The organism is Dongia sp., assembly GCF_041909655.1.
Lineage (GTDB): Bacteria > Pseudomonadota > Alphaproteobacteria > Dongiales > Dongiaceae > Dongia.
In genome coordinates this window covers 38,672-55,918 of sequence record NZ_JAYRDA010000007.1, presented here as the reverse complement: position 1 = coordinate 55,918, position 17,247 = coordinate 38,672, and the positions used below count along the sequence as shown (strand labels likewise).

Genomic DNA, 17,247 nt, shown 5'->3' with positions numbered 1-17,247 from the left:
CCTAAGATAGGCCGGTTTGATAATAGTCGCAGCCATGAGCGAATGGAATCCACCGCGTTTCAACGCCAGTTGCTTCGTCAATCCGCGCCTCAGCCCGGCAGAAACCAGCCTCGCGGCGGCGGCGCCGGGCGTGGTGGATGAAGAGGGGTTTGCCCGCGCGGTGGCTGAAATCACGCGCTGGCCGGATTATCGGCCCACGCCCCTGGTGCCTCTTCCCGGCCTCGCAAAGACCCTTGGCATCGGGCGGCTTTACTACAAGGATGAGAGCGGGCGCTTCGGCCTTGGCGCCTTCAAGGCCTTGGGCGGGGCCTATGCGGTGCTGCGGCATCTCCAGAATGTGCTGGGAGATGAGGTCACGGCGGCGGATCTCGTCGCCGGCAAATATCGCGCCCGCACGTCCGGCATCACGGTCACGGCTGCGACCGACGGCAATCACGGCAAGGCGGTGGCCTGGGGCGCCCGGCTGTTCGGCTGCCGCGCCGTCATCTATCTCCATCAGGATGTCAGTGAGGGCCGCGCGCAAGCCATTGCCGCTTATGGCGCGGAAATACGGCGCATCGCCGACAATTACGATGCCAGCGTGCGCGCCTGCGCCACGGATGCCGCCGAAAACGGCTGGCAGGTGATTTCGGATACCAGTTGGGATGGCTATCAAGACGTCCCGCGCCATGTGATGCATGGTTATGGCGTGATGCTGAAGGAAATGCTGGACCAGATTCCCCGCGGCGAGGAACTCACCCATGTCTTCATCCAGGCGGGTGTCGGCGGCTTGCCGGCCGCGGTCGCGGGCTATCTGTGGCTGGAACTCGATGCCCTTCGACCCAAGATCGTGGTAGTGGAGCCGGAGAAGGCCGCCTGTCATTATGCCAGCGCCGAAGCCGGCCACCCGGTGACGGTGACGGGCAAGCTCGACACACTGATGGCGGGTCTTGCCTGCGGCGAGGTTTCGCCGCTTGCCTGGAGATTGCTGGATGCGGCGGGCTTTGCCTTTCTGAAAATTCCCGACGATGCCGCGATCTTCGCCATGAAAACCCTGGCCGCGGGTCAAAGCGATGACCCACCCATCGTCGGCGGGGAAGCGGGTGTCGGCGGATTGGCGGGCTTGATCGCGGCCGCAGGCGATGCGGAGATAAAAGATTCACTGCTCCTCACTGGTCAATCGCGTGTGCTCGTGATCGGCAGCGAGGGCGCCACCGACCCAGTGCTTTATCGGCAATGGGTCGGCCGGAAACCGGAGGATGTATTGGCGGCATGATCGACGATCCGAATTTGAAGGGCCAGATGGAAGGCCGCCGCCTGATGCGAGACAAGCTGTCGCGCGAGGACCGCCGCGCGGAACGACTGCGCCTCCTCAATTCCGGACCGCCCTCGCCCTGTATCAGCGTCTGCCAGATGGACCCGCTCACGGGCTATTGCGTGGGATGCACGCGCACCATCGACGAGATCCGCGACTGGATCATCTCGACCCCGGATGAACGCAACGCGATCCTCGCCAAGATCGCCGAACGGCGCGCCAAATGAGCAGCATCACCGAGACGGATTCACAAGCCAAGCAGGCCGGCCAGAATCAAACCGGCCTCTGGTTGCTGGCGGCCATCACCCTCTTCTGGGGCGTCAACTGGCCGGCGATCAAGCTTTCGGTCGACGAGGTGCCGGTCTGGACCTATCGCGCGATCTGCCTGCTGGCCGGTGCCGCCGGCCTCTTCATCATCGCGCGCGCCGCCGGATCCTCGCTCCGGATTCCGCGGCAGGATGTGAAATGGCTGATCGTCGCCAGCCTCGGCAATATCACCGGCTGGCATCTTTTCTCGGCGATCGGCGTCAGTTTGATGCTGCCCGGCCGTGCCTCGATCCTGGCCTTCACCATGCCGCTCTGGGCCGCCATGATCGCCGCGATCTGGATCGGCGAAAAGATGGATGGCCTGCGTGTCGCGGGCCTCATCGTTGGCCTCATCGGCCTCGCCGCCCTGGTGGTGCCGGATTGGGCGGGGCTGATGGCGGCACCGGGCGGGCCGATCTTCATGCTGCTCGCGGCCATTTCCTGGGCCTTCGGCACGGTCGCGCTGAAGGCGCATAAATTCTCGATGCCCACCACCTCGCTGGTCGCCTGGCAGATGATCATCGGTGGCCTGCCGATCTTCGCGGGCGCCCTCCTCTTCGATCAGGGTTTTGCGCCCGGCACCGTTTCGTCGCTGGGCTGGTGGGCCGTGGTCTATTCGGCGCTCATCCCGATGGTGTTCTGTCACTGGGCCTGGTTCCGGGTGGTGGCGATCTATCCGGCGGTGGTGGCTTCCATCGGCACGCTCGCCATTCCGGTGGTCGGCGTCATCTCTTCGGCCCTCATCACCCATGATCCGGTGGGGCTTGCCGAGGTCCTCTCTCTGCTGCTCATCATCCTTGCCCTCTTCCTGGTCCTGGTGGTGCCGATGCTGCGGCAAAGGCGCGGGAGAAGTCGCCCATGAACGCTCTCGACTGGATCGGCCTTGCCATCTTCGCCATCGGCTTTTGCGGCTATGCGCGGATCGCGAAACTGGCCGGGCGCGGGCGCAACCTCAATTCCATGATGCATGAGGTGCGGCGCGGCTGGATGCAGCGCATGATGGGCCGCACCGACCGCATCGTCGACGCGGCCTTGACCGGACATACCGTCAATTCGATGTCCTTCTTCTCCTCGGCCACCATCCTCATCGTGGCAGGCCTCATCGGCGTCCTCGCCCAGGCCGACGCGGCACTCGCCCTCATCGCGCGCTGGCATTTCATCGATGCGGGCGATCCCGGGCTCTTCCAGCTGAAATTGCTGGGCATGGTGGTGCTGCTGGTCCTCGCCTTCTTCCGCTTCACCTGGGCGCTCAGGCAATACAATTACTGCTGCGCCCTGGTGGGTGCCGCACCCCTGGCGCTCAACGATTATCCACACCGCACGGAATTGGCCGAACAATTGGCGATGGTCTATACCAGCGCCCTCGACAGCTTCAACAGCGGTATCCGCTGCTATTACTTCGGAGCGGCCTGGCTCGCCTGGCTGGCGGGACCGGTGCCCTTCATCATCGGCATCTTCCTAGTGATGGGCGTGCTCCTGCGCCGGCAGGTGATCTCGCGCGCCTCGAAGGCGATCCAGCGTTACGTCGAACTCAATCCACCCGAAAATTGGCCACCAAAAGAATGAAGCCTGTCCTCTATGGCGCCAGCTACAGTGTCTATGTGCGCGTGGCGCGGCTTGCCCTCATCGAAAAGAAAATCGATCACGACCTCGTCGAAATCGACATCTTCGCCGAAGGCGGGCCGCCGCCCGATTACCTGAAACTGCAGCCCTTCGCGCGCATCCCGGCGCTGCAGCATGGCGACGTCACGATCTACGAGACCGGCGCCATCACGCGCTATGTCGAGGAAGCCTTTCCGGGCCCGTCTTTGCTGCCAGAGACACCGGCTGCGCGAGCGCGGGTGAACCAGGTGATGAGCGTGCTCGACCATTATCTCTATCGCCCCCTGGTCTGGGACATCTATGTGGCGCGCGACGAGGCGGCCAAGACCGGCGAAGCGGCGGATGAAGCCGCGATCACCTATGCGATCTTCAAGACCCGGCATTGCCTCAAGGTATTGGAGGAAGGTGCCGGCGATTGGCTGGCCGGCACGCAACTCACTTTGGCCGATCTCTACGCGGCGCCGATGATCGCCTATGGCCTGAAGACCGAGGAAGGCCGCATCCTGCTGGCGGAACGCCCGCGCCTCACCGCCTGGTGGGAACGTATTTCCGCGCGGCCCAGCATGGCGGCCACGAAATATCCGACGGATTAAGCCCCGACCGATTAAGCCCCGGCCGCCAAGAGGCGAGCCACGCGGCGGCGCATGAACCAGAGGGCGAAGGCCGAAAGCGGCTTCAGGAGCAATCCCTGCGGGTTGAGGCCGGCGGCCTTCAGCACCATGGCGATGCCGCGCTGGATATGGGGCGGCTGGTAATAGGCATAGGCGCGGCGCGCATAGGCTGAGGAGAAGCGCTTGCGCTCATAGGGCTCGGTCGCGTGATTGGCGGCGTAATAGGCGTAAGCGAGCTCGTCATCCTCGGATTCGGTGATGCGCGAGAGCGAGATGCGAACGCGGCCCCAGGCCCCCAACTCTTCCTTTTCCAGATAGCGCTGCAGATGCGTGTAGAAGAGCTTGTAATGCCGCAACTCGTCGGCCGCAATCTTGCGGCAGATGGCCTTCAAGACCGGCTCGGCGCAGGCTTCGGCCAGGGCCGTGTAATAGGAGGAGGTACCGGTCTCGACGATGCAGCGCGCCACCAATTCGCCCGAGCGGCTGCCCCGCACCGAGGCATTCACGTCGAGGACGATCTTGTAACCGTCGGTGAAACGCTGAAAGGCCGCCTCGAAATCGAAGGCGGGATCGGCGAGCCTGGCCCAGCGCGCCAGAGCAGCGCCATGCTGGACTTCTTCCTGCGCCCAATCATCGGCGACGGCGCGAAAGCCGTCATCATCGTGAAACACATTATTGAGATAAGTGGCGTAGTCACCGCCATTATATTCGACCAGCGCGGCGGCTTTGACCAGTTTGACGATGTCGGGATCGACCAGGGCGGGATCGAAGCGATCCCACGGAATCTGGTCGAGCATCCAATGCGCCATGCGCGCTCCGCCTTCCGATACCTCGACTCGTTGCTTCCTGCTTTGTCAGTCGCGCAAAAGCGGGAATGACAAGGAAAGCCTTTTCTTAGTAAACCGACGCACCCAGAGCGATGAGGCGCGCTTCGGCGATTTCGACCGCCTGTGCTGCTTCCGCCCGCTCGAGATCGTTCTTGGCGTCCTGCACATCCTCGCGCGCATCGGCCAAAGCCTGCTCGGCCTTCAAGCGATCGATCTCGTCGACGCGCGCGGCGCGTTCGGCGAGAACCGTGCAGCCTTCGGCATTCACTTCGGCAAAGCCGCCCTCGACGAAGATGCGGTCGCTGACCTGGGTCCCGTTATCGAGGATATGGATGACCCCGGCGCGCAGGGTAGAGATGAGATTGCTGTGGCCGGGGAGGACGGCGAAATCGCCCTCGGTCCCGGGGATCACCACCTCGGCGACATTGGCCGAGAACAGCAAACGCTCGGGCGAGACGAGTTCGAAATGCACCTGATCGGCCATGATCTCAACCTTTGCTTCCTAGAGGCCGCAACGTTCCGCCCAATGGCGGATGCTGCGCCGGTATCCTTCCGGCATCCTGAGGGCCGCGATGTCCGCCATCGCGAAGCGCCCCAGCGCCTTGTGTTCGTGACTGAGGTGGAGCTCGGCTTGCGCCAGCGGCTTCACCCCGTAGGTGACGATCAGAACCGAACGATCCACCAGCACCGGATAGCGCCAGCAATCGAGGAGGTCCGCGATCTCCACCTCGATCCCCAGCTCTTCCGCGATTTCGCGGGCAAGACAGGGGACCGGATCTTCGCCGGTTTCGAGCCGGCCACCGGGCAATTCCCACTCGTCGCGCTCGTTCTTCAGGAGAACAACTTCCGCGCCGACGAAGAGGACGCCCTTGATCGAGACCGGCCAAACCGGCGCTGTTCCGGCGGACGATCTCGTGAACTCAACGGGGGCGCCAATGGATCGTTCCATCGACGCCCCCGATCTCGTTAGGCCGCTTCCGCCATCTTCTTGGCCTTGGCGACGGCTTCCTCGATCGTGCCCACCATGTAGAAGGCCGATTCGGGGAGGTCGTCATACTGGCCTTCGACGATGCCCTTGAAGCCCTTGATGGTGTCCGCGAGGCTGACCAGCACGCCCGGCGTGCCGGTGAAGACTTCGGCGACATGGAAGGGCTGGCTGAGGAAACGCTGGATCTTGCGCGCGCGGGCGACGGTGAGCTTGTCCTCTTCCGAGAGCTCGTCCATGCCCAGAATGGCGATGATGTCCTGCAGCGCCTTGTAGCCCTGCAGCACTTCCTGCACGCGGCGGGCGACGGCGTAGTGTTCTTCACCGATGACGCGCGGGTCGAGCATGCGCGAGGTCGAATCGAGGGGATCGACCGCAGGGAAGATGCCGAGCTCGGCGATCTGGCGGGAAAGCACCGTGGTCGCGTCCAAATGGGCAAAGGACGTGGCCGGCGCCGGATCGGTCAAATCGTCGGCAGGCACGTAGATGGCCTGCACCGAGGTGATCGAACCCTTCTTCGTGGAGGTGATGCGTTCCTGCAGCGCGCCCATGTCGGTGGCGAGAGTCGGCTGATAGCCGACCGCCGAGGGGATACGGCCGAGGAGCGCCGAGACTTCCGAACCCGCCTGGGTGAAGCGGAAGATGTTGTCGACGAAGAACAGCACGTCCTGGCCTTCGGCATCGCGGAAATATTCGGCGACGGTGAGACCCGAAAGGGCGACGCGGGCGCGGGCTCCCGGGGGCTCGTTCATCTGGCCATAGACCAGGGCACATTTGGAACCCGGGCCGTCCAGCTTGATGACGCCGGATTCGATCATCTCGTGATAGAGATCGTTGCCTTCGCGGGTACGCTCGCCGACACCGGCGAACACCGAGTAACCGCCATGCGCCTTGGCGACGTTGTTGATCAATTCCATGATGGTGACGGTCTTGCCGACACCCGCACCGCCGAACAGGCCGATCTTGCCGCCCTTGGCGTAGGGGGCGAGGAGATCGATCACCTTGATGCCGGTGATGAGGATCTGCGCCTCGGTCGATTGCTCGGAGAATTCCGGCGCCGAACGGTGGATCGGCAGGGTCTGCTTGTGGCCGATCGGGCCGCGCTCGTCGATCGGGTCGCCGATCACGTTGATGATGCGGCCGAGGGTCTCGGGGCCGACCGGCATCGAGATCGGGGCGCCGGTATCCTTGACTTCGGCGCCGCGGACCAGGCCGTCGGTCGTGTCCATGGCGATCGCGCGCACGGTGCTTTCGCCGAGATGCTGGGCGACTTCGAGCACCAGGAGCTTGCCCTGGTTCTGCACATGCAGCGCGTTCAAGATCGCGGGCAGGGCATCTTCGAACTGCACGTCGACGACGGCGCCCGTTACCTGCGTAATCTTGCCGACGATGTTCTTCGACATGTTGGTGGCTCCTTTGGAACGAACTCTAGACGGCCAGATCAGACGGCTTCGGCACCGGAGATGATCTCGATCAGCTCCTTGGTGATGTTGGCCTGACGGGTCCGGTTGTAGTTGATGGTCAGCTTGTTGATCATTTCGCCCGCGTTGCGGGTCGCGTTGTCCATGGCGTTCATGCGCGCGCCCTGTTCGGAGGCGGCATTTTCCAGGAGCGCGCGATAAACCTGCATCGAGAGATTGCGCGGCAGGAGATCGGCGAGGATTTCCTCCTCGTCCGGCTCGTATTCATAGATCGCGGCGCCGGCATCGACATTCTCATTGGCGCTCACCAGCGCGAACGGGATGAGCTGCTGCGGAGTCACGATCTGGGTGATCGCCGATTTGAACTTGTTGTAGATCACCGTGCAGACGTCGAACTCGCCCGCCTCGAACATATGGCTGATCCGCGTGGCGATCTTGGCGGCGGCTTCGAAGGTGAGGCGCGGCTTCGCCACATCCTCGATCGTACCGATGATCTCGTTGGCGAATTCGCGCTTGAGCTGGTCGCGGCCTTTGCGGCCGACGCAGAAGATCTTCACCTTCTTGCCGGCGGCCTTGAGATCGCGGGCCATCTTGCGGGCCTGGCGGGTGATCGAAGAATTGAACGCACCGCAGAGGCCGCGATCCGACGTCATCACCACGAGGAGATGCACATCGTCCTTGCCGGTACCGGCGAGCAAGACCGGCGCGTTGTCCTTGCCGGCCATGGAGGCAGCGAGGGCACCCAGCACCTTTTCCATGCGCTCGGCATAGGGGCGCGAGGCTTCGGCCTGCTCCTGCGCACGCCGCAGCTTGGCCGCCGAGACCATTTTCATGGCCGAGGTGATCTTCTGCGTGTTCTTCGTGCTGTTGATGCGGACCTTGAGGTCCTTAAGGTTCGGCATTGCTGCCCCTTCTCAACCTGAACAGTGACGAACTTAGGTGAACGACTTCGCGAAAGCGGTGAGGATCTCGGTGAGCTTGTCTTCATTCACCTTCGAAATCTCGCGCTCGGTACGGATGGCCGTCAGGATATCCGCATGCTTTGCCTTGATCTCGCTGAGCAAGGCCGCTTCGAAGCGGTTGACCTGGTTGATCGGAATACCGTCGAGGAAGCCGCGGACGCCGGCGAAGATCGCCACGACCTGCTCTTCGACCGGCATCGGCTGATACTGGCCCTGCTTCAAGAGCTCGGTGAGGCGCGCACCGCGCGCCAGCAGCTTCTGCGTGGCCGCGTCGAGATCGGAGGCGAACTGCGCGAAGGCCGCCATTTCGCGATACTGCGCGAGTTCCAGCTTGATGCGACCGGCAACCTGCTTCATCGCCTTGATCTGGGCGGCGGAGCCGACGCGGCTGACCGAGAGACCGACGTTGATGGCGGGACGGATGCCCTTATAGAAGAGGCCGGTCTCGAGGAAGATCTGACCGTCGGTGATCGAAATCACGTTGGTCGGAATATAGGCCGAGACGTCGCCCGCCTGGGTTTCGATGACCGGGAGGGCGGTCAAGGAGCCGGCGCCGTTGGCGTCGTTCATCTTGGCGGCACGTTCCAGCAGGCGGCTGTGCAGATAGAAGACGTCGCCCGGATAAGCTTCGCGTCCCGGCGGACGGCGCAGCAGCAGCGACATCTGGCGGTAGGCGACGGCCTGCTTGGAAAGATCGTCGTAGAAGATCACGGCATGCATGCCGTTATCGCGGAAGAACTCGCCCATGGCGCAGCCGGTATAAGGCGCCAGGAATTGCAGCGGCGCCGGTTCCGAGGCGGTGGCGGCAACGACGATCGAATATTCGAGGGCGCCGTTGTCTTCCAGCGTCTTCACGATCTGGGCGACGGTCGAACGCTTCTGGCCGACGGCGACGTAGATGCAATAAAGCTTCTTCGATTCGTCCGTGCCGGAATTGATCGCCTTCTGATTGAGGATGGTGTCGATGATGACGGCGGTCTTGCCGGTCTGACGATCACCAATGATCAGCTCGCGCTGGCCGCGGCCGACCGGAACCAGGCTGTCGATGGCCTTCAAGCCGGTCTGCATCGGCTCATGCACCGACTTTCTCGGGATGATGCCGGGCGCCTTCACCTCGACGCGGGTGCGCGTCACATTGGTGAGCGGGCCCTTGCCGTCGATCGGATTGCCGAGACCGTCGACCACGCGGCCGAGCAGACCCTTGCCGACCGGCACGTCGACGATGGCGCCGGTCCGCTTGACCGTATCGCCCTCTTTAATGTCGCGGTCGTCGCCGAAAATGACGACGCCGACATTGTCGGTTTCGAGGTTGAGGGCCATGCCGCGGATGCCGCCCGGGAACTCGACCATCTCACCGGCCTGGACGTTGTCCAGACCGTGCACGCGGGCGACGCCGTCGCCAACGCTCAACACCTGGCCAACTTCGGTGACATCAGCCTCGTTGCCGAAATTTTCGATCTGCTGCTTGAGAATGGCAGAGATTTCGGCGGCGCGGATTTCCATTATCCAACCCCTTTCATGGCGAGCTGCAGCTTCTGCAGCTTGGTTCGAATAGACGAATCGATCATGCGACTGCCCACCTTGACGACCAGGCCACCGATGAGGGCCGGATCTTGCCGGACCTCCATGGTGACCTTGGCGCCGTGGGCGCGTTTGATGGCCTCGGCGAGCGCATTCTGCTGCTCGGCCGACAGCGGTCGGGCGGACCAGACCTCGGCGGTCATCTCGCCCCGGCGCTTGGCCAGGATCTTCTTGAAGGCGCCGATCATCGCGGGAAGCGCGAAGAGGCGGCGGTTCTGGGCGAGGAGGCCCAGGAATTTCACGGTGAGGGCGTTGAAGCCGGCCGCCTGGGCGATGGCGGCGATGGCCTTCCCCTGATCGGCGCGGGAAAGGACCGGGGAGCCGATGAGGCGGCGGAAATCGCTCGATTCATCGGTCATCTTGAGGATCGCGGCCAGATCGGCGGCCACGGCGTCGATCGCCTGCTTCGCATCGGCGAGGTCAAAGAGCGCGCCCGCATAACGCTGCGCGAGAGAGCCGGTTTCCGTTGCTGCCTGGGCTGCCACTATGTCGCCCCCATCCCTGGTCTTAACAAATTGATTTTTCGGGAGAAATCTTGTTGGCGCCAGGCGCCGGCACAAACCCTACCGGCCGGCCTCAGCGGACTTCCGCGCTGCGACAGGCGGCGGGTTAGTAACATATGGTTTCCGGGTAATCAACAGCCCCCGGCCGGGGGCTGCATGCTTTTATCAACTATTTGAAAAATATTCATATTTCGCGAAAGAGAAGGGTTAACGGCAACACCCCCCGAATAGCCTCCGCGGCGCCTTGCCTCAGGGGGTCCGGAAACCGCCTCAACCGCCCAGTGCCGGCGAAAGTTCGCGGTCGGCGGCGGCGATTTCGGCGGCCGCCTTGGCAAAGGCCGGGCGTCCCAGCAACCGACGATACCAGGCAGCCAGTCCCGGATAGGGATCGAGGGCGGGGCCCTTCAGGCGCTGGGTAAAGAGGATGGTCATGAAGAGGCCGATATCGGCCACGGTAAGATGCGTTCCGCAGAAAAAGATGCTCCCCGCGACGCGGCGGTCGAGCCCGGCGAAGCGCTCCTTGAGACTTTCCTCGGCCGCCAGTCCCGCCGCGATGCGGCCGGCATGGATGGCGGGATCGGCATGGGGCGGCTCGGTCCGGAACAGGAGGTTGCGGACAGGGGCAAAAAGAATCTCATCGGCATCGAGTTCCAGGAGACGGCAGCGGGCGCGGTCCTGGGGGCTCGCCGGATAAAGCGGCGGACCGGGATAAAGTTCTTCGAGATATTCGAAGATCACGGTCGAATCGTAGAGGGCGAGGTCGCCGTCGACCAGGACCGGCACCTGGCGCTTCGGGTTGGCAGCAAGCACGGCCGGATGCCGGGGCTCGTAACCTTTCTCCTGGGTAAAGGCGACGAATTCGCGCTCATAGGGAATGTTCTTCTCGCCCAGCGCGATCTCCACCTTGCGCGAGAAAAGGCTCAAGGCCCCGAGATAAAGCTTCAGCATGTTCCGCCTCGAGATGTCGATGGGTCGGAACAATACAAGAACGCGCCGCAAGCTTCAAGTGGAGGTCAGCTCACCATGGGCATCAAGCCACGGCGGGCTGATTTATCGATGTACATGGCGCGGTCCGCCTCGGCGAGCAGCGCATCGAGGTCACGCAGGTCATCCGGCGGCACGATGATGCAGCCGAGGCTGAGCGAGAGCGCATTGAGCGGTCGCGCCGCCAGATTGAAATCATGCAAGGCATGACGCAGCCGCGAGAGTGTCTCGATCGCTTCTCCGTCGCGGCTGGGGCACAGCACGGCGAATTCATCACCGCCGAGGCGCGCGACCACGTCGGTGACACGAAAGACGCGCTGCAGGAGCTTCGCCGTATCGGTGATCAGCGCATCGCCGGCGCTGTGGCCATCGCGGTCATTGACCTGCTTGAGGTGATCGACATCGGCAAAGATCAGCATCGCAATGCCGTTATGCCGCCGCGCCATGGCAAGTTCGCGCCCCGCCAGCAGGCGGAAGCCGCGGCGATTATAGATGCCGGTCAAATCGTCGGTGATCGAAATCTGGTGCACGATCGCTTCGGCACGCTCGCGCTCGGCGATCTCTTCGCGCAGGCGCTCATTGGCGGTGGCGAGTTCCTCCGTGCGCCGGCGCACGCGCTCTTCCAGTTCGGCATAGATCTGGACGTTCTCCAGCGCCACCGAGGTTGAATCGGCCAAGGCCTGCAACATCTGCACCTGATTGGCCGAGGCACGATGTCGATGGGCCCAATAGGTGCCGATGGCACCGATGGGATCCCTGGTGCGGATCGGCACCATCACCATGCTTTTGACGAAGGTCGGGCTGTAGGCGGCATGCGGGATGCGCTCATCGACGAAGATGTCCTCGATCACCGTCGGCTGTCGGTTGAGCATGGACCAGCCGCTGATGCAGCTCTCAAGCGGAAAGCGCTTGCCTTTCCACAAGGGCGCGATCGCATCCTCGTCCTTGTAATAACAATGCGGGCCGTCGCGCAGCACGAAGGTGGCACCGTCGGCCCCGACCAGTTCGCGCGCCGCATGGCGCACGATCTCGGTCACGTCATCGATATGCCGCGCCAGCGAGAGATCCTGAACGATGGTGATCAAGCGATCCATGCACAATCCCATGCGCCGCGCCCACACGGCGGCAGCTTGCCCCATCGGAATTATGCACCATTTCGCTTGATCCGTATCAATGGGTGAGGGGCCTTGCGTGCTTTTGCCCGCTTTAATGTCCGTCCTATTCGGTGGACTCAATCGATTCGGGCGCCGCCAAGGATTCTGGTCGCAAATGTCTGGTAGTCTAGGTTTGAATTCAGCGACAGGGCGGCTTCAAAACGCGCATTCATCGCCGCCCAATGGCGAAACACCTCGATGGCGGCGGGCTGGTACGCGGGTGCAATCGCCGTCGCATTATTGGCGATCGCGGCCATCAGATGCTCATAACCGGCCGCGATGTTGCGGATGAAGCCGTCGTCACGCGTCAGCGATGCGGGGCGCAGGCGCAATTGATAGATCGCGGCATCGGCATAGGGCGCGCGGCCGCCGGCCAGCGCCAGCGTCTCAAGATCGAACAGCACATCCTCGGCCAGCACATCCTGCCAGGCTCGCGCCGGATCGCGCCGCGTCACGCCATGAAACGAGGCAAAGGCGGTTTCGAAGGTCGCGAAATCGGCCCTCTCATTTTTGCCGGCGACCGAGCGTATCTCCTGGCCTTGCCAATCGGTGATCAGCGTGCGGCCGAAAGCTGCGCCATGCTTTTCGGCCAACGGCAGCAGACGCGCCAGATAATCCGGCGACCAGAGATCATCGGCATCAAGGAGAGCAATGAAATCGCCGCGCGCGGCGGCAAGTGCCCGGTTGCGCGCGGGACCCGGCCCGGTCGGCGCCGGCACTCCCTCCAATACGCGGATGCGCCGATCGCGCGCGGCAAGATCGGTGTAATCCGAGGCCCCGCGCGGCTCGTCCGGCGCCACGATGATTTCCAGCGCCACGTCTTGCACCAGCGCCGAGGCAATCGCGGCGCCGATGAAGTCCCGCGCCTGATAGGCGGCGATAATGACGGAAACGACCGGCCCTGACTGCATCTTGCCCGCGCGATTTTCGACGTAAGGTGCCTTTAAAGATCGTTCGCGCTGAAGGTGTCGCAGAGATCGGGGTTGCCGGAATCGAAGCCCTTTTTGAACCAGCGCATGCGCTGTGCCGAGCTGCCATGGGTGAAGCTGTCGGGGACGACGCGGCCCGAGCTTTGCTGCTGCAGGCGATCGTCACCGATGGCGCTGGCGGCATTGAGGCCCTCCTGGATATCGCCCTCTTCCAATTGCACCTCGGCATTCTCGGCCACCAGGCGGTTGGCCCAGATGCCGGCGAAGCAATCGGCCTGCAATTCGACCCGCACCGAGAGCGCATTGGCTTCGGCTTCGCTCAACCCAGCGCGCTGGCGGCGCACGTCTTCCTCAACGCCGATGAGATTCTGCACGTGATGGCCGACTTCATGGGCGATGACATAGGCCTGGGCGAAATCGCCGGGGGCTTGGAAGCGCCGGGCGAGATCCTGGTAGAAGGAGAGATCGATATAGACCTTGGAATCGGGCGGGCAGTAGAACGGCCCCATGGCCGATTGCGCATAGCCGCAGGCCGATTGCACTGAGTCGGAGAACATCACCAGCGTGGGTTCGCGGTAGGACTGGCCCGCCTCGGTGAAGATGTCGCGCCAGGTATCCTCGGTGGAAGCCAGGATCACGGAGGTGAATTCCGCCATCTCGTCCTCGGCTCGGTCCCCGGTTTCGGTGACGCCCTGGGAGGAAGGGGCCAACATCTCGCCGCTGCGCGACGAGCCGCCGGTGAGGCCACCCAATATCGCCAGGGGATCGAGCCCCATGAAGCTCATCACCACGAAGATGATGACCAGGATGACGATGCCCTTGAGGCCCAGGCGCGGGCCGCGGAAGCCGCTGCCCCCGCCGCCCAAGCCACCGAGGCCACCAAGACCACCCAAGCCACCGAGCCCGCCGCCGGCACCGCGCTGGTCGCTGACATTGGAACTGCGCCGTCCCATGCGCCATTTCATGACCTGGCTCCCCTGATCAATTGAACGCCGCGGCATGATCGCATACCGGCCGCAACCAAACAAATGGCAGGGCGCGGGGTTCCGGCCGCCTCTTTCACATGAAGCTATAGGGATCGATATCGATCTGGAGGCGCAGATCGCCGGGGAATTTCTGGCCCTTGAGCCAGGAACGTAAAACACCTTGCGGGGCGATGTCGCGCCGCGTTTTCAGGAGAAAGCGGATGCGGTGGCGGCCGCGCAGCAGCGCCATCGGCGCCGGGGCGGGCCCCAAGACCGTGACACCCTCGCGGTGCGGGGCGGTGCGGGCAAGCTCGCGCGCCTTCTGCGTCACGGCGGCCTCGTCGCGACTGGAGAGGATGAGGGCTGCGAGACGTCCGAAAGGCGGCATGCCGGATTCGCGCCGGTCCTCGGCCTCGGCCGCCATGAAAGCCTCGCGGTCGCCGGATTTCAGCGCCTGCATCACGGCGCGGTCGGGATCGTAGGTCTGCAGATAGACCCGGCCCGGTTTTTCGCCGCGCCCGGCGCGCCCCGCCACCTGCTGCATCAATTGGTAGGTCCGCTCGGCGGCGCGGAGATCGCCGCCATGAAGACCAAGATCGGCATCGACCACACCGACCAGCGTCAGATGCGGAAAATTGTGGCCCTTGGCGATGATCTGCGTGCCGATGACGAGATCGACCTCGCGTTCCGCCACCATCTTCATCAGCGCCTCGGCCTTGGCGGGGCCGGTCACCGTATCGCTGGTCAGCACCAGGCGCCGGGCATCTGGAAAGAGGGCCGCCGCTTCCTCGGCCAGGCGCTCGACGCCGGGGCCGCAGGCGGCGAAGCTGCCCTCGTTGAGGCAAGCTGGACAGGCATCGGGCATGTTCTGTTCGAAGCCGCAATGATGGCACATCAGTTTCTGATGGAAGCGATGCTCGACCAGCCAGGCGGTGCAGCGCGGGCATTGCAGGCGATGCCCGCAGGTGCGGCACAGCGTCAAGGGCGCATAGCCGCGCCGATTGAGGAAGAGCAAGGCCTGTTCGCCGGCGGCCAAGGTCTTGTCGAGTTCCGCCTTGAGGCTGGGGGCGATCCAGCTTTGCCGCCCCGGCTTGTCGAGGCGGAGATCGATCAAATGAATGGCGGGTAGAGTGGCGCCGCCATGACGGTCGGGAAGATGGACCGCGCGGTAGCGGCCGCTCTCGACATTGACCATCGTTTCCAGAGACGGCGTCGCCGAGGCGAGGATGACGGGGATCTTGGCGAGATGCCCGCGCACCACCGCCATGTCGCGCGCCTGATAGATGACGCCGTCTTCCTGTTTGAAGGCGCTTTCGTGTTCCTCATCGACGATGATGAGGCCGAGATCGCGATAAGGGAGGAACAGGGCCGACCGAGCACCCACCACCACCTTGGCCGAACCATCGAGCGCGCCGCGCCAGGTGAGGCGCCGCGCGAGGCCCGTCAGTTCCGAATGCCATTGCGCGGGCGGCGCGTTGAAGCGCGCCTCGAAACGGGTGAGCCATTGCGGCGTCAGCGCGATTTCCGGCACCATCACCACGGCCTGTTTGCCGGCACGGAGACAGGCGGCGATCGCCTCGAAATAGACCTCGGTCTTGCCCGAACCGGTGACGCCGTCGATCAGGGTGACGCCGGGCTGGAGCTTCGCAAGATCGCGCGCGGCCTCGCCTTGCGCGGATGAAAGAACGGGGCCGGCGGCATCGGCCTCCGGATCGCCATAAGGGCGCGGCAGAGCGAGCGGCACCGAACGCAGCAAGCCGAGCTTGCCCATCTCGGTGATGACGCCCACACTCACCGCCGCCGCGCGCGCGAGTTCCGTGGGCGGCAGCGGCGGCGAGCCGGCGAGCAGATCGAGGACACGCCGGCGGGCATCGGTGATCTTGACGTCCATCGCCGCGCCGATCGTCCAGCCCTTCAAGGCGCGTTCCGGCTCGAGCGCATCGGGAACGCTCATCGCCATGCGGAGGACGGCGCCGACCGGCGCCATGCCGTATTGCGCCACCCAATCGATGAAATCGCAGGAGATCGCCGGCAAGGGGGCGAGCGGCAGCCTTGCTGTGACCGGTTTCAGTTTCGCCGGATCCACATCGCCCAAAGCCGGCCCCCAGACGACACCGGTAACGCTGCGCCGCCCCAGCGGCACGGTCACGAAATCGCCCCGGCGAAGCTGCAGCCCCGCGGGAACGAGATAGTCATAGGGCTGGAACAGCGCCAATGGCACCAGAACGCCGACCGATTGGCCAAGCGGATGGGCGGAAGCGACCGGCTCGCCCCCCTCCTCCAGCGCATGATCGGTTTCAGTTGGCATCCTGTGTCTCGACAGCTAGACTCGGGGCATCTGATTCGTGGTCAGCGGAATCGCCGGGCGCAAAGGCATCGGGCGACTCGCTGGGAAAGACCGCACCTTAGGTGCGGCGCCGGCAATCTGAAAGACCCGCTTTCATCCAGGACTTTGCTCATGAAATTCTTCGTCGATACCGCGGACGTCAAGGAAATCCAGGAACTGGCCGCGACCGGCCTCTTGGACGGCGTCACCACCAATCCCTCGCTGATCGCAAAATCGGGTCGCCCGATCCTCGACGTGATCAAGGAGATCTGCGAGATCGTCGAAGGTCCGGTGAGCGCCGAGGTGACGGCGACCGATCACAAGACCATGTTGCAGGAAGGCCACAAGCTGGCGAAGCTCGCCAAGAATGTCTGCGTCAAGGTGCCGCTCACCGTTGATGGATTGAAGACCTGCAAGGTGCTTTCCTCGGAAGGCACGCCGGTCAATGTGACGCTCTGCTTCTCGGCGGCGCAGGCGCTGCTCGCGGCGAAAGCCGGGGCAACATTCATCTCGCCCTTCGTCGGCCGCCTCGACGATATCGGCCAGGACGGCATGGAGCTTATCGCCGACATCTGCCAGATCTACGAGAATTACGCGGCGCTCAAAACCGAAGTGCTGGTGGCCTCGGTGCGTCACCCGATCCATGTCACCGCCGCGGCGAAGATGGGCGCCCATGTCGCGACCCTGCCGCCCGCCGTCTTGAAGCAGATGTTCAACCACCCACTGACCGATAAGGGCCTCAACGCGTTCCTCGCGGATTGGGCCAAGACCGGCCAGTCAATTCTGTAACAAAGATT

18 protein-coding genes are annotated in these 17,247 nt (G+C 63.8%); 6 read left to right on the top strand and 12 right to left on the bottom strand.

Features of this window, described 5'->3' with window-relative positions:
* The first annotated feature begins 34 nt into the window (after window positions 1-34).
* From ACE3PR_RS15285 to ACE3PR_RS15265, 5 genes are read left to right on the top strand one after another with little or no spacing between them, the layout of a single operon-like run.
* Complete coding sequence (locus ACE3PR_RS15285) at window positions 35-1,255, top strand: diaminopropionate ammonia-lyase (RefSeq protein WP_374373595.1); 1,221 nt, start codon at window positions 35-37, stop codon at window positions 1,253-1,255.
* The gene (locus tag ACE3PR_RS15280; RefSeq protein WP_374373593.1) at window positions 1,252-1,521 is read left to right on the top strand and encodes a DUF1289 domain-containing protein; all 270 of its coding nucleotides are present in this window, start codon (window positions 1,252-1,254) and stop codon (window positions 1,519-1,521) included. The genes ACE3PR_RS15285 and ACE3PR_RS15280 overlap by 4 nt, the downstream gene beginning before the upstream one ends.
* Complete coding sequence (locus tag ACE3PR_RS15275) at window positions 1,518-2,462, top strand: DMT family transporter (protein WP_374373591.1); 945 nt, start codon at window positions 1,518-1,520, stop codon at window positions 2,460-2,462. Before ACE3PR_RS15280 ends, ACE3PR_RS15275 begins: the two co-directional genes overlap by 4 nt.
* On the top strand, window positions 2,459-3,166 hold the full coding sequence (locus tag ACE3PR_RS15270) for a DUF599 domain-containing protein (protein WP_374373589.1): 708 nt from the start codon (window positions 2,459-2,461) through the stop codon (window positions 3,164-3,166). Before ACE3PR_RS15275 ends, ACE3PR_RS15270 begins: the two co-directional genes overlap by 4 nt.
* The gene (locus tag ACE3PR_RS15265) at window positions 3,163-3,795 is read left to right on the top strand and encodes a glutathione S-transferase family protein (RefSeq protein ID WP_374373587.1); all 633 of its coding nucleotides are present in this window, start codon (window positions 3,163-3,165) and stop codon (window positions 3,793-3,795) included. Before ACE3PR_RS15270 ends, ACE3PR_RS15265 begins: the two co-directional genes overlap by 4 nt.
* 11 nt (window positions 3,796-3,806) lie before the next feature.
* Here the strand turns inward: ACE3PR_RS15265 and ACE3PR_RS15260 are convergent, their stop codons facing one another.
* The 12 genes from ACE3PR_RS15260 to ACE3PR_RS15205 all read right to left on the bottom strand — a co-directional run bounded on the left by ACE3PR_RS15260 (window position 3,807) and on the right by ACE3PR_RS15205 (window position 16,432).
* Entirely contained in the window at window positions 3,807-4,622 is an 816-nt protein-coding gene (locus ACE3PR_RS15260; protein WP_374373584.1) for an acyl-ACP desaturase, read from the bottom strand.
* Window positions 4,623-4,707: 85 nt separating this feature from the next.
* Entirely contained in the window at window positions 4,708-5,124 is a 417-nt protein-coding gene (locus tag ACE3PR_RS15255) for a F0F1 ATP synthase subunit epsilon (protein WP_374373582.1), read from the bottom strand.
* 18 nt (window positions 5,125-5,142) lie between these two features.
* Window positions 5,143-5,589 (bottom strand): NUDIX domain-containing protein, encoded by a 447-nt coding sequence (locus tag ACE3PR_RS15250; protein ID WP_374373580.1) that lies wholly within the window; start codon window positions 5,587-5,589, stop codon window positions 5,143-5,145.
* A 17-nt stretch (window positions 5,590-5,606) separates the two neighbouring features.
* Window positions 5,607-7,028 (bottom strand): F0F1 ATP synthase subunit beta, encoded by a 1,422-nt coding sequence (atpD, locus tag ACE3PR_RS15245; protein WP_374373578.1) that lies wholly within the window; start codon window positions 7,026-7,028, stop codon window positions 5,607-5,609.
* A 38-nt stretch (window positions 7,029-7,066) separates the two neighbouring features.
* The gene (locus tag ACE3PR_RS15240; protein WP_374373576.1) at window positions 7,067-7,948 is read right to left on the bottom strand and encodes a F0F1 ATP synthase subunit gamma; all 882 of its coding nucleotides are present in this window, start codon (window positions 7,946-7,948) and stop codon (window positions 7,067-7,069) included.
* Window positions 7,949-7,981: 33 nt separating this feature from the next.
* On the bottom strand, window positions 7,982-9,511 hold the full coding sequence (gene atpA, locus ACE3PR_RS15235) for a F0F1 ATP synthase subunit alpha (RefSeq protein WP_374373574.1): 1,530 nt from the start codon (window positions 9,509-9,511) through the stop codon (window positions 7,982-7,984).
* Window positions 9,511-10,074 carry a F0F1 ATP synthase subunit delta gene (locus ACE3PR_RS15230; protein WP_374373572.1) on the bottom strand — a complete coding sequence of 188 codons (564 nt, stop codon included), beginning with the start codon at window positions 10,072-10,074 and terminating at the stop codon, window positions 9,511-9,513. The genes atpA and ACE3PR_RS15230 overlap by 1 nt, the downstream gene beginning before the upstream one ends.
* A 288-nt stretch (window positions 10,075-10,362) precedes the next feature.
* Complete coding sequence (locus ACE3PR_RS15225) at window positions 10,363-11,040, bottom strand: glutathione S-transferase family protein (protein WP_374373570.1); 678 nt, start codon at window positions 11,038-11,040, stop codon at window positions 10,363-10,365.
* Window positions 11,041-11,105: 65 nt separating this feature from the next.
* Window positions 11,106-12,170, bottom strand: a complete 1,065-nt coding sequence (locus ACE3PR_RS15220) for a sensor domain-containing diguanylate cyclase (RefSeq protein ID WP_374373568.1) — start codon at window positions 12,168-12,170, stop codon at window positions 11,106-11,108.
* Window positions 12,171-12,307: 137 nt separating this feature from the next.
* Complete coding sequence (locus tag ACE3PR_RS15215) at window positions 12,308-13,141, bottom strand: glycosyltransferase family 2 protein (protein ID WP_374373566.1); 834 nt, start codon at window positions 13,139-13,141, stop codon at window positions 12,308-12,310.
* Between the two features lie 32 nt (window positions 13,142-13,173).
* Entirely contained in the window at window positions 13,174-14,124 is a 951-nt protein-coding gene (locus ACE3PR_RS15210) for a neutral zinc metallopeptidase (protein ID WP_374373564.1), read from the bottom strand.
* Window positions 14,125-14,218: 94 nt separating this feature from the next.
* Entirely contained in the window at window positions 14,219-16,432 is a 2,214-nt protein-coding gene (locus ACE3PR_RS15205) for a primosomal protein N' (protein ID WP_374373562.1), read from the bottom strand.
* A 150-nt stretch (window positions 16,433-16,582) separates the two neighbouring features.
* Here ACE3PR_RS15205 and fsa point away from each other — a divergent pair, with 150 nt between their 5' ends.
* Window positions 16,583-17,239, top strand: a complete 657-nt coding sequence (gene fsa, locus ACE3PR_RS15200) for a fructose-6-phosphate aldolase (protein ID WP_374373560.1) — start codon at window positions 16,583-16,585, stop codon at window positions 17,237-17,239.
* The last annotated feature ends 8 nt before the right edge of the window (window positions 17,240-17,247 follow it).

What these genes read in the sequence shown, in the direction of transcription:
- ACE3PR_RS15220 (WP_374373568.1), bottom strand. Translation starts at nt 12,170, where the DNA reads ATGGATCGCTTGATCACCATCGTTCAGGATCTCTCGCTGGCGCGGCAT.
- ACE3PR_RS15260 (WP_374373584.1), bottom strand. Translation starts at nt 4,622, where the DNA reads ATGGCGCATTGGATGCTCGACCAGATTCCGTGGGATCGCTTCGATCCC.
- ACE3PR_RS15265 (WP_374373587.1), top strand. Translation starts at nt 3,163, where the DNA reads ATGAAGCCTGTCCTCTATGGCGCCAGCTACAGTGTCTATGTGCGCGTG.
- ACE3PR_RS15205 (WP_374373562.1), bottom strand. Translation starts at nt 16,432, where the DNA reads ATGCCAACTGAAACCGATCATGCGCTGGAGGAGGGGGGCGAGCCGGTC.
- atpA (WP_374373574.1), bottom strand. Translation starts at nt 9,511, where the DNA reads ATGGAAATCCGCGCCGCCGAAATCTCTGCCATTCTCAAGCAGCAGATC.
- fsa (WP_374373560.1), top strand. Translation starts at nt 16,583, where the DNA reads ATGAAATTCTTCGTCGATACCGCGGACGTCAAGGAAATCCAGGAACTG.
- ACE3PR_RS15255 (WP_374373582.1), bottom strand. Translation starts at nt 5,124, where the DNA reads ATGGCCGATCAGGTGCATTTCGAACTCGTCTCGCCCGAGCGTTTGCTG.
- ACE3PR_RS15270 (WP_374373589.1), top strand. Translation starts at nt 2,459, where the DNA reads ATGAACGCTCTCGACTGGATCGGCCTTGCCATCTTCGCCATCGGCTTT.
- ACE3PR_RS15280 (WP_374373593.1), top strand. Translation starts at nt 1,252, where the DNA reads ATGATCGACGATCCGAATTTGAAGGGCCAGATGGAAGGCCGCCGCCTG.
- ACE3PR_RS15285 (WP_374373595.1), top strand. Translation starts at nt 35, where the DNA reads ATGAGCGAATGGAATCCACCGCGTTTCAACGCCAGTTGCTTCGTCAAT.
- ACE3PR_RS15250 (WP_374373580.1), bottom strand. Translation starts at nt 5,589, where the DNA reads ATGGAACGATCCATTGGCGCCCCCGTTGAGTTCACGAGATCGTCCGCC.
- atpD (WP_374373578.1), bottom strand. Translation starts at nt 7,028, where the DNA reads ATGTCGAAGAACATCGTCGGCAAGATTACGCAGGTAACGGGCGCCGTC.
- ACE3PR_RS15210 (WP_374373564.1), bottom strand. Translation starts at nt 14,124, where the DNA reads ATGAAATGGCGCATGGGACGGCGCAGTTCCAATGTCAGCGACCAGCGC.
- ACE3PR_RS15225 (WP_374373570.1), bottom strand. Translation starts at nt 11,040, where the DNA reads ATGCTGAAGCTTTATCTCGGGGCCTTGAGCCTTTTCTCGCGCAAGGTG.
- ACE3PR_RS15215 (WP_374373566.1), bottom strand. Translation starts at nt 13,141, where the DNA reads ATGCAGTCAGGGCCGGTCGTTTCCGTCATTATCGCCGCCTATCAGGCG.
- ACE3PR_RS15240 (WP_374373576.1), bottom strand. Translation starts at nt 7,948, where the DNA reads ATGCCGAACCTTAAGGACCTCAAGGTCCGCATCAACAGCACGAAGAAC.
- ACE3PR_RS15275 (WP_374373591.1), top strand. Translation starts at nt 1,518, where the DNA reads ATGAGCAGCATCACCGAGACGGATTCACAAGCCAAGCAGGCCGGCCAG.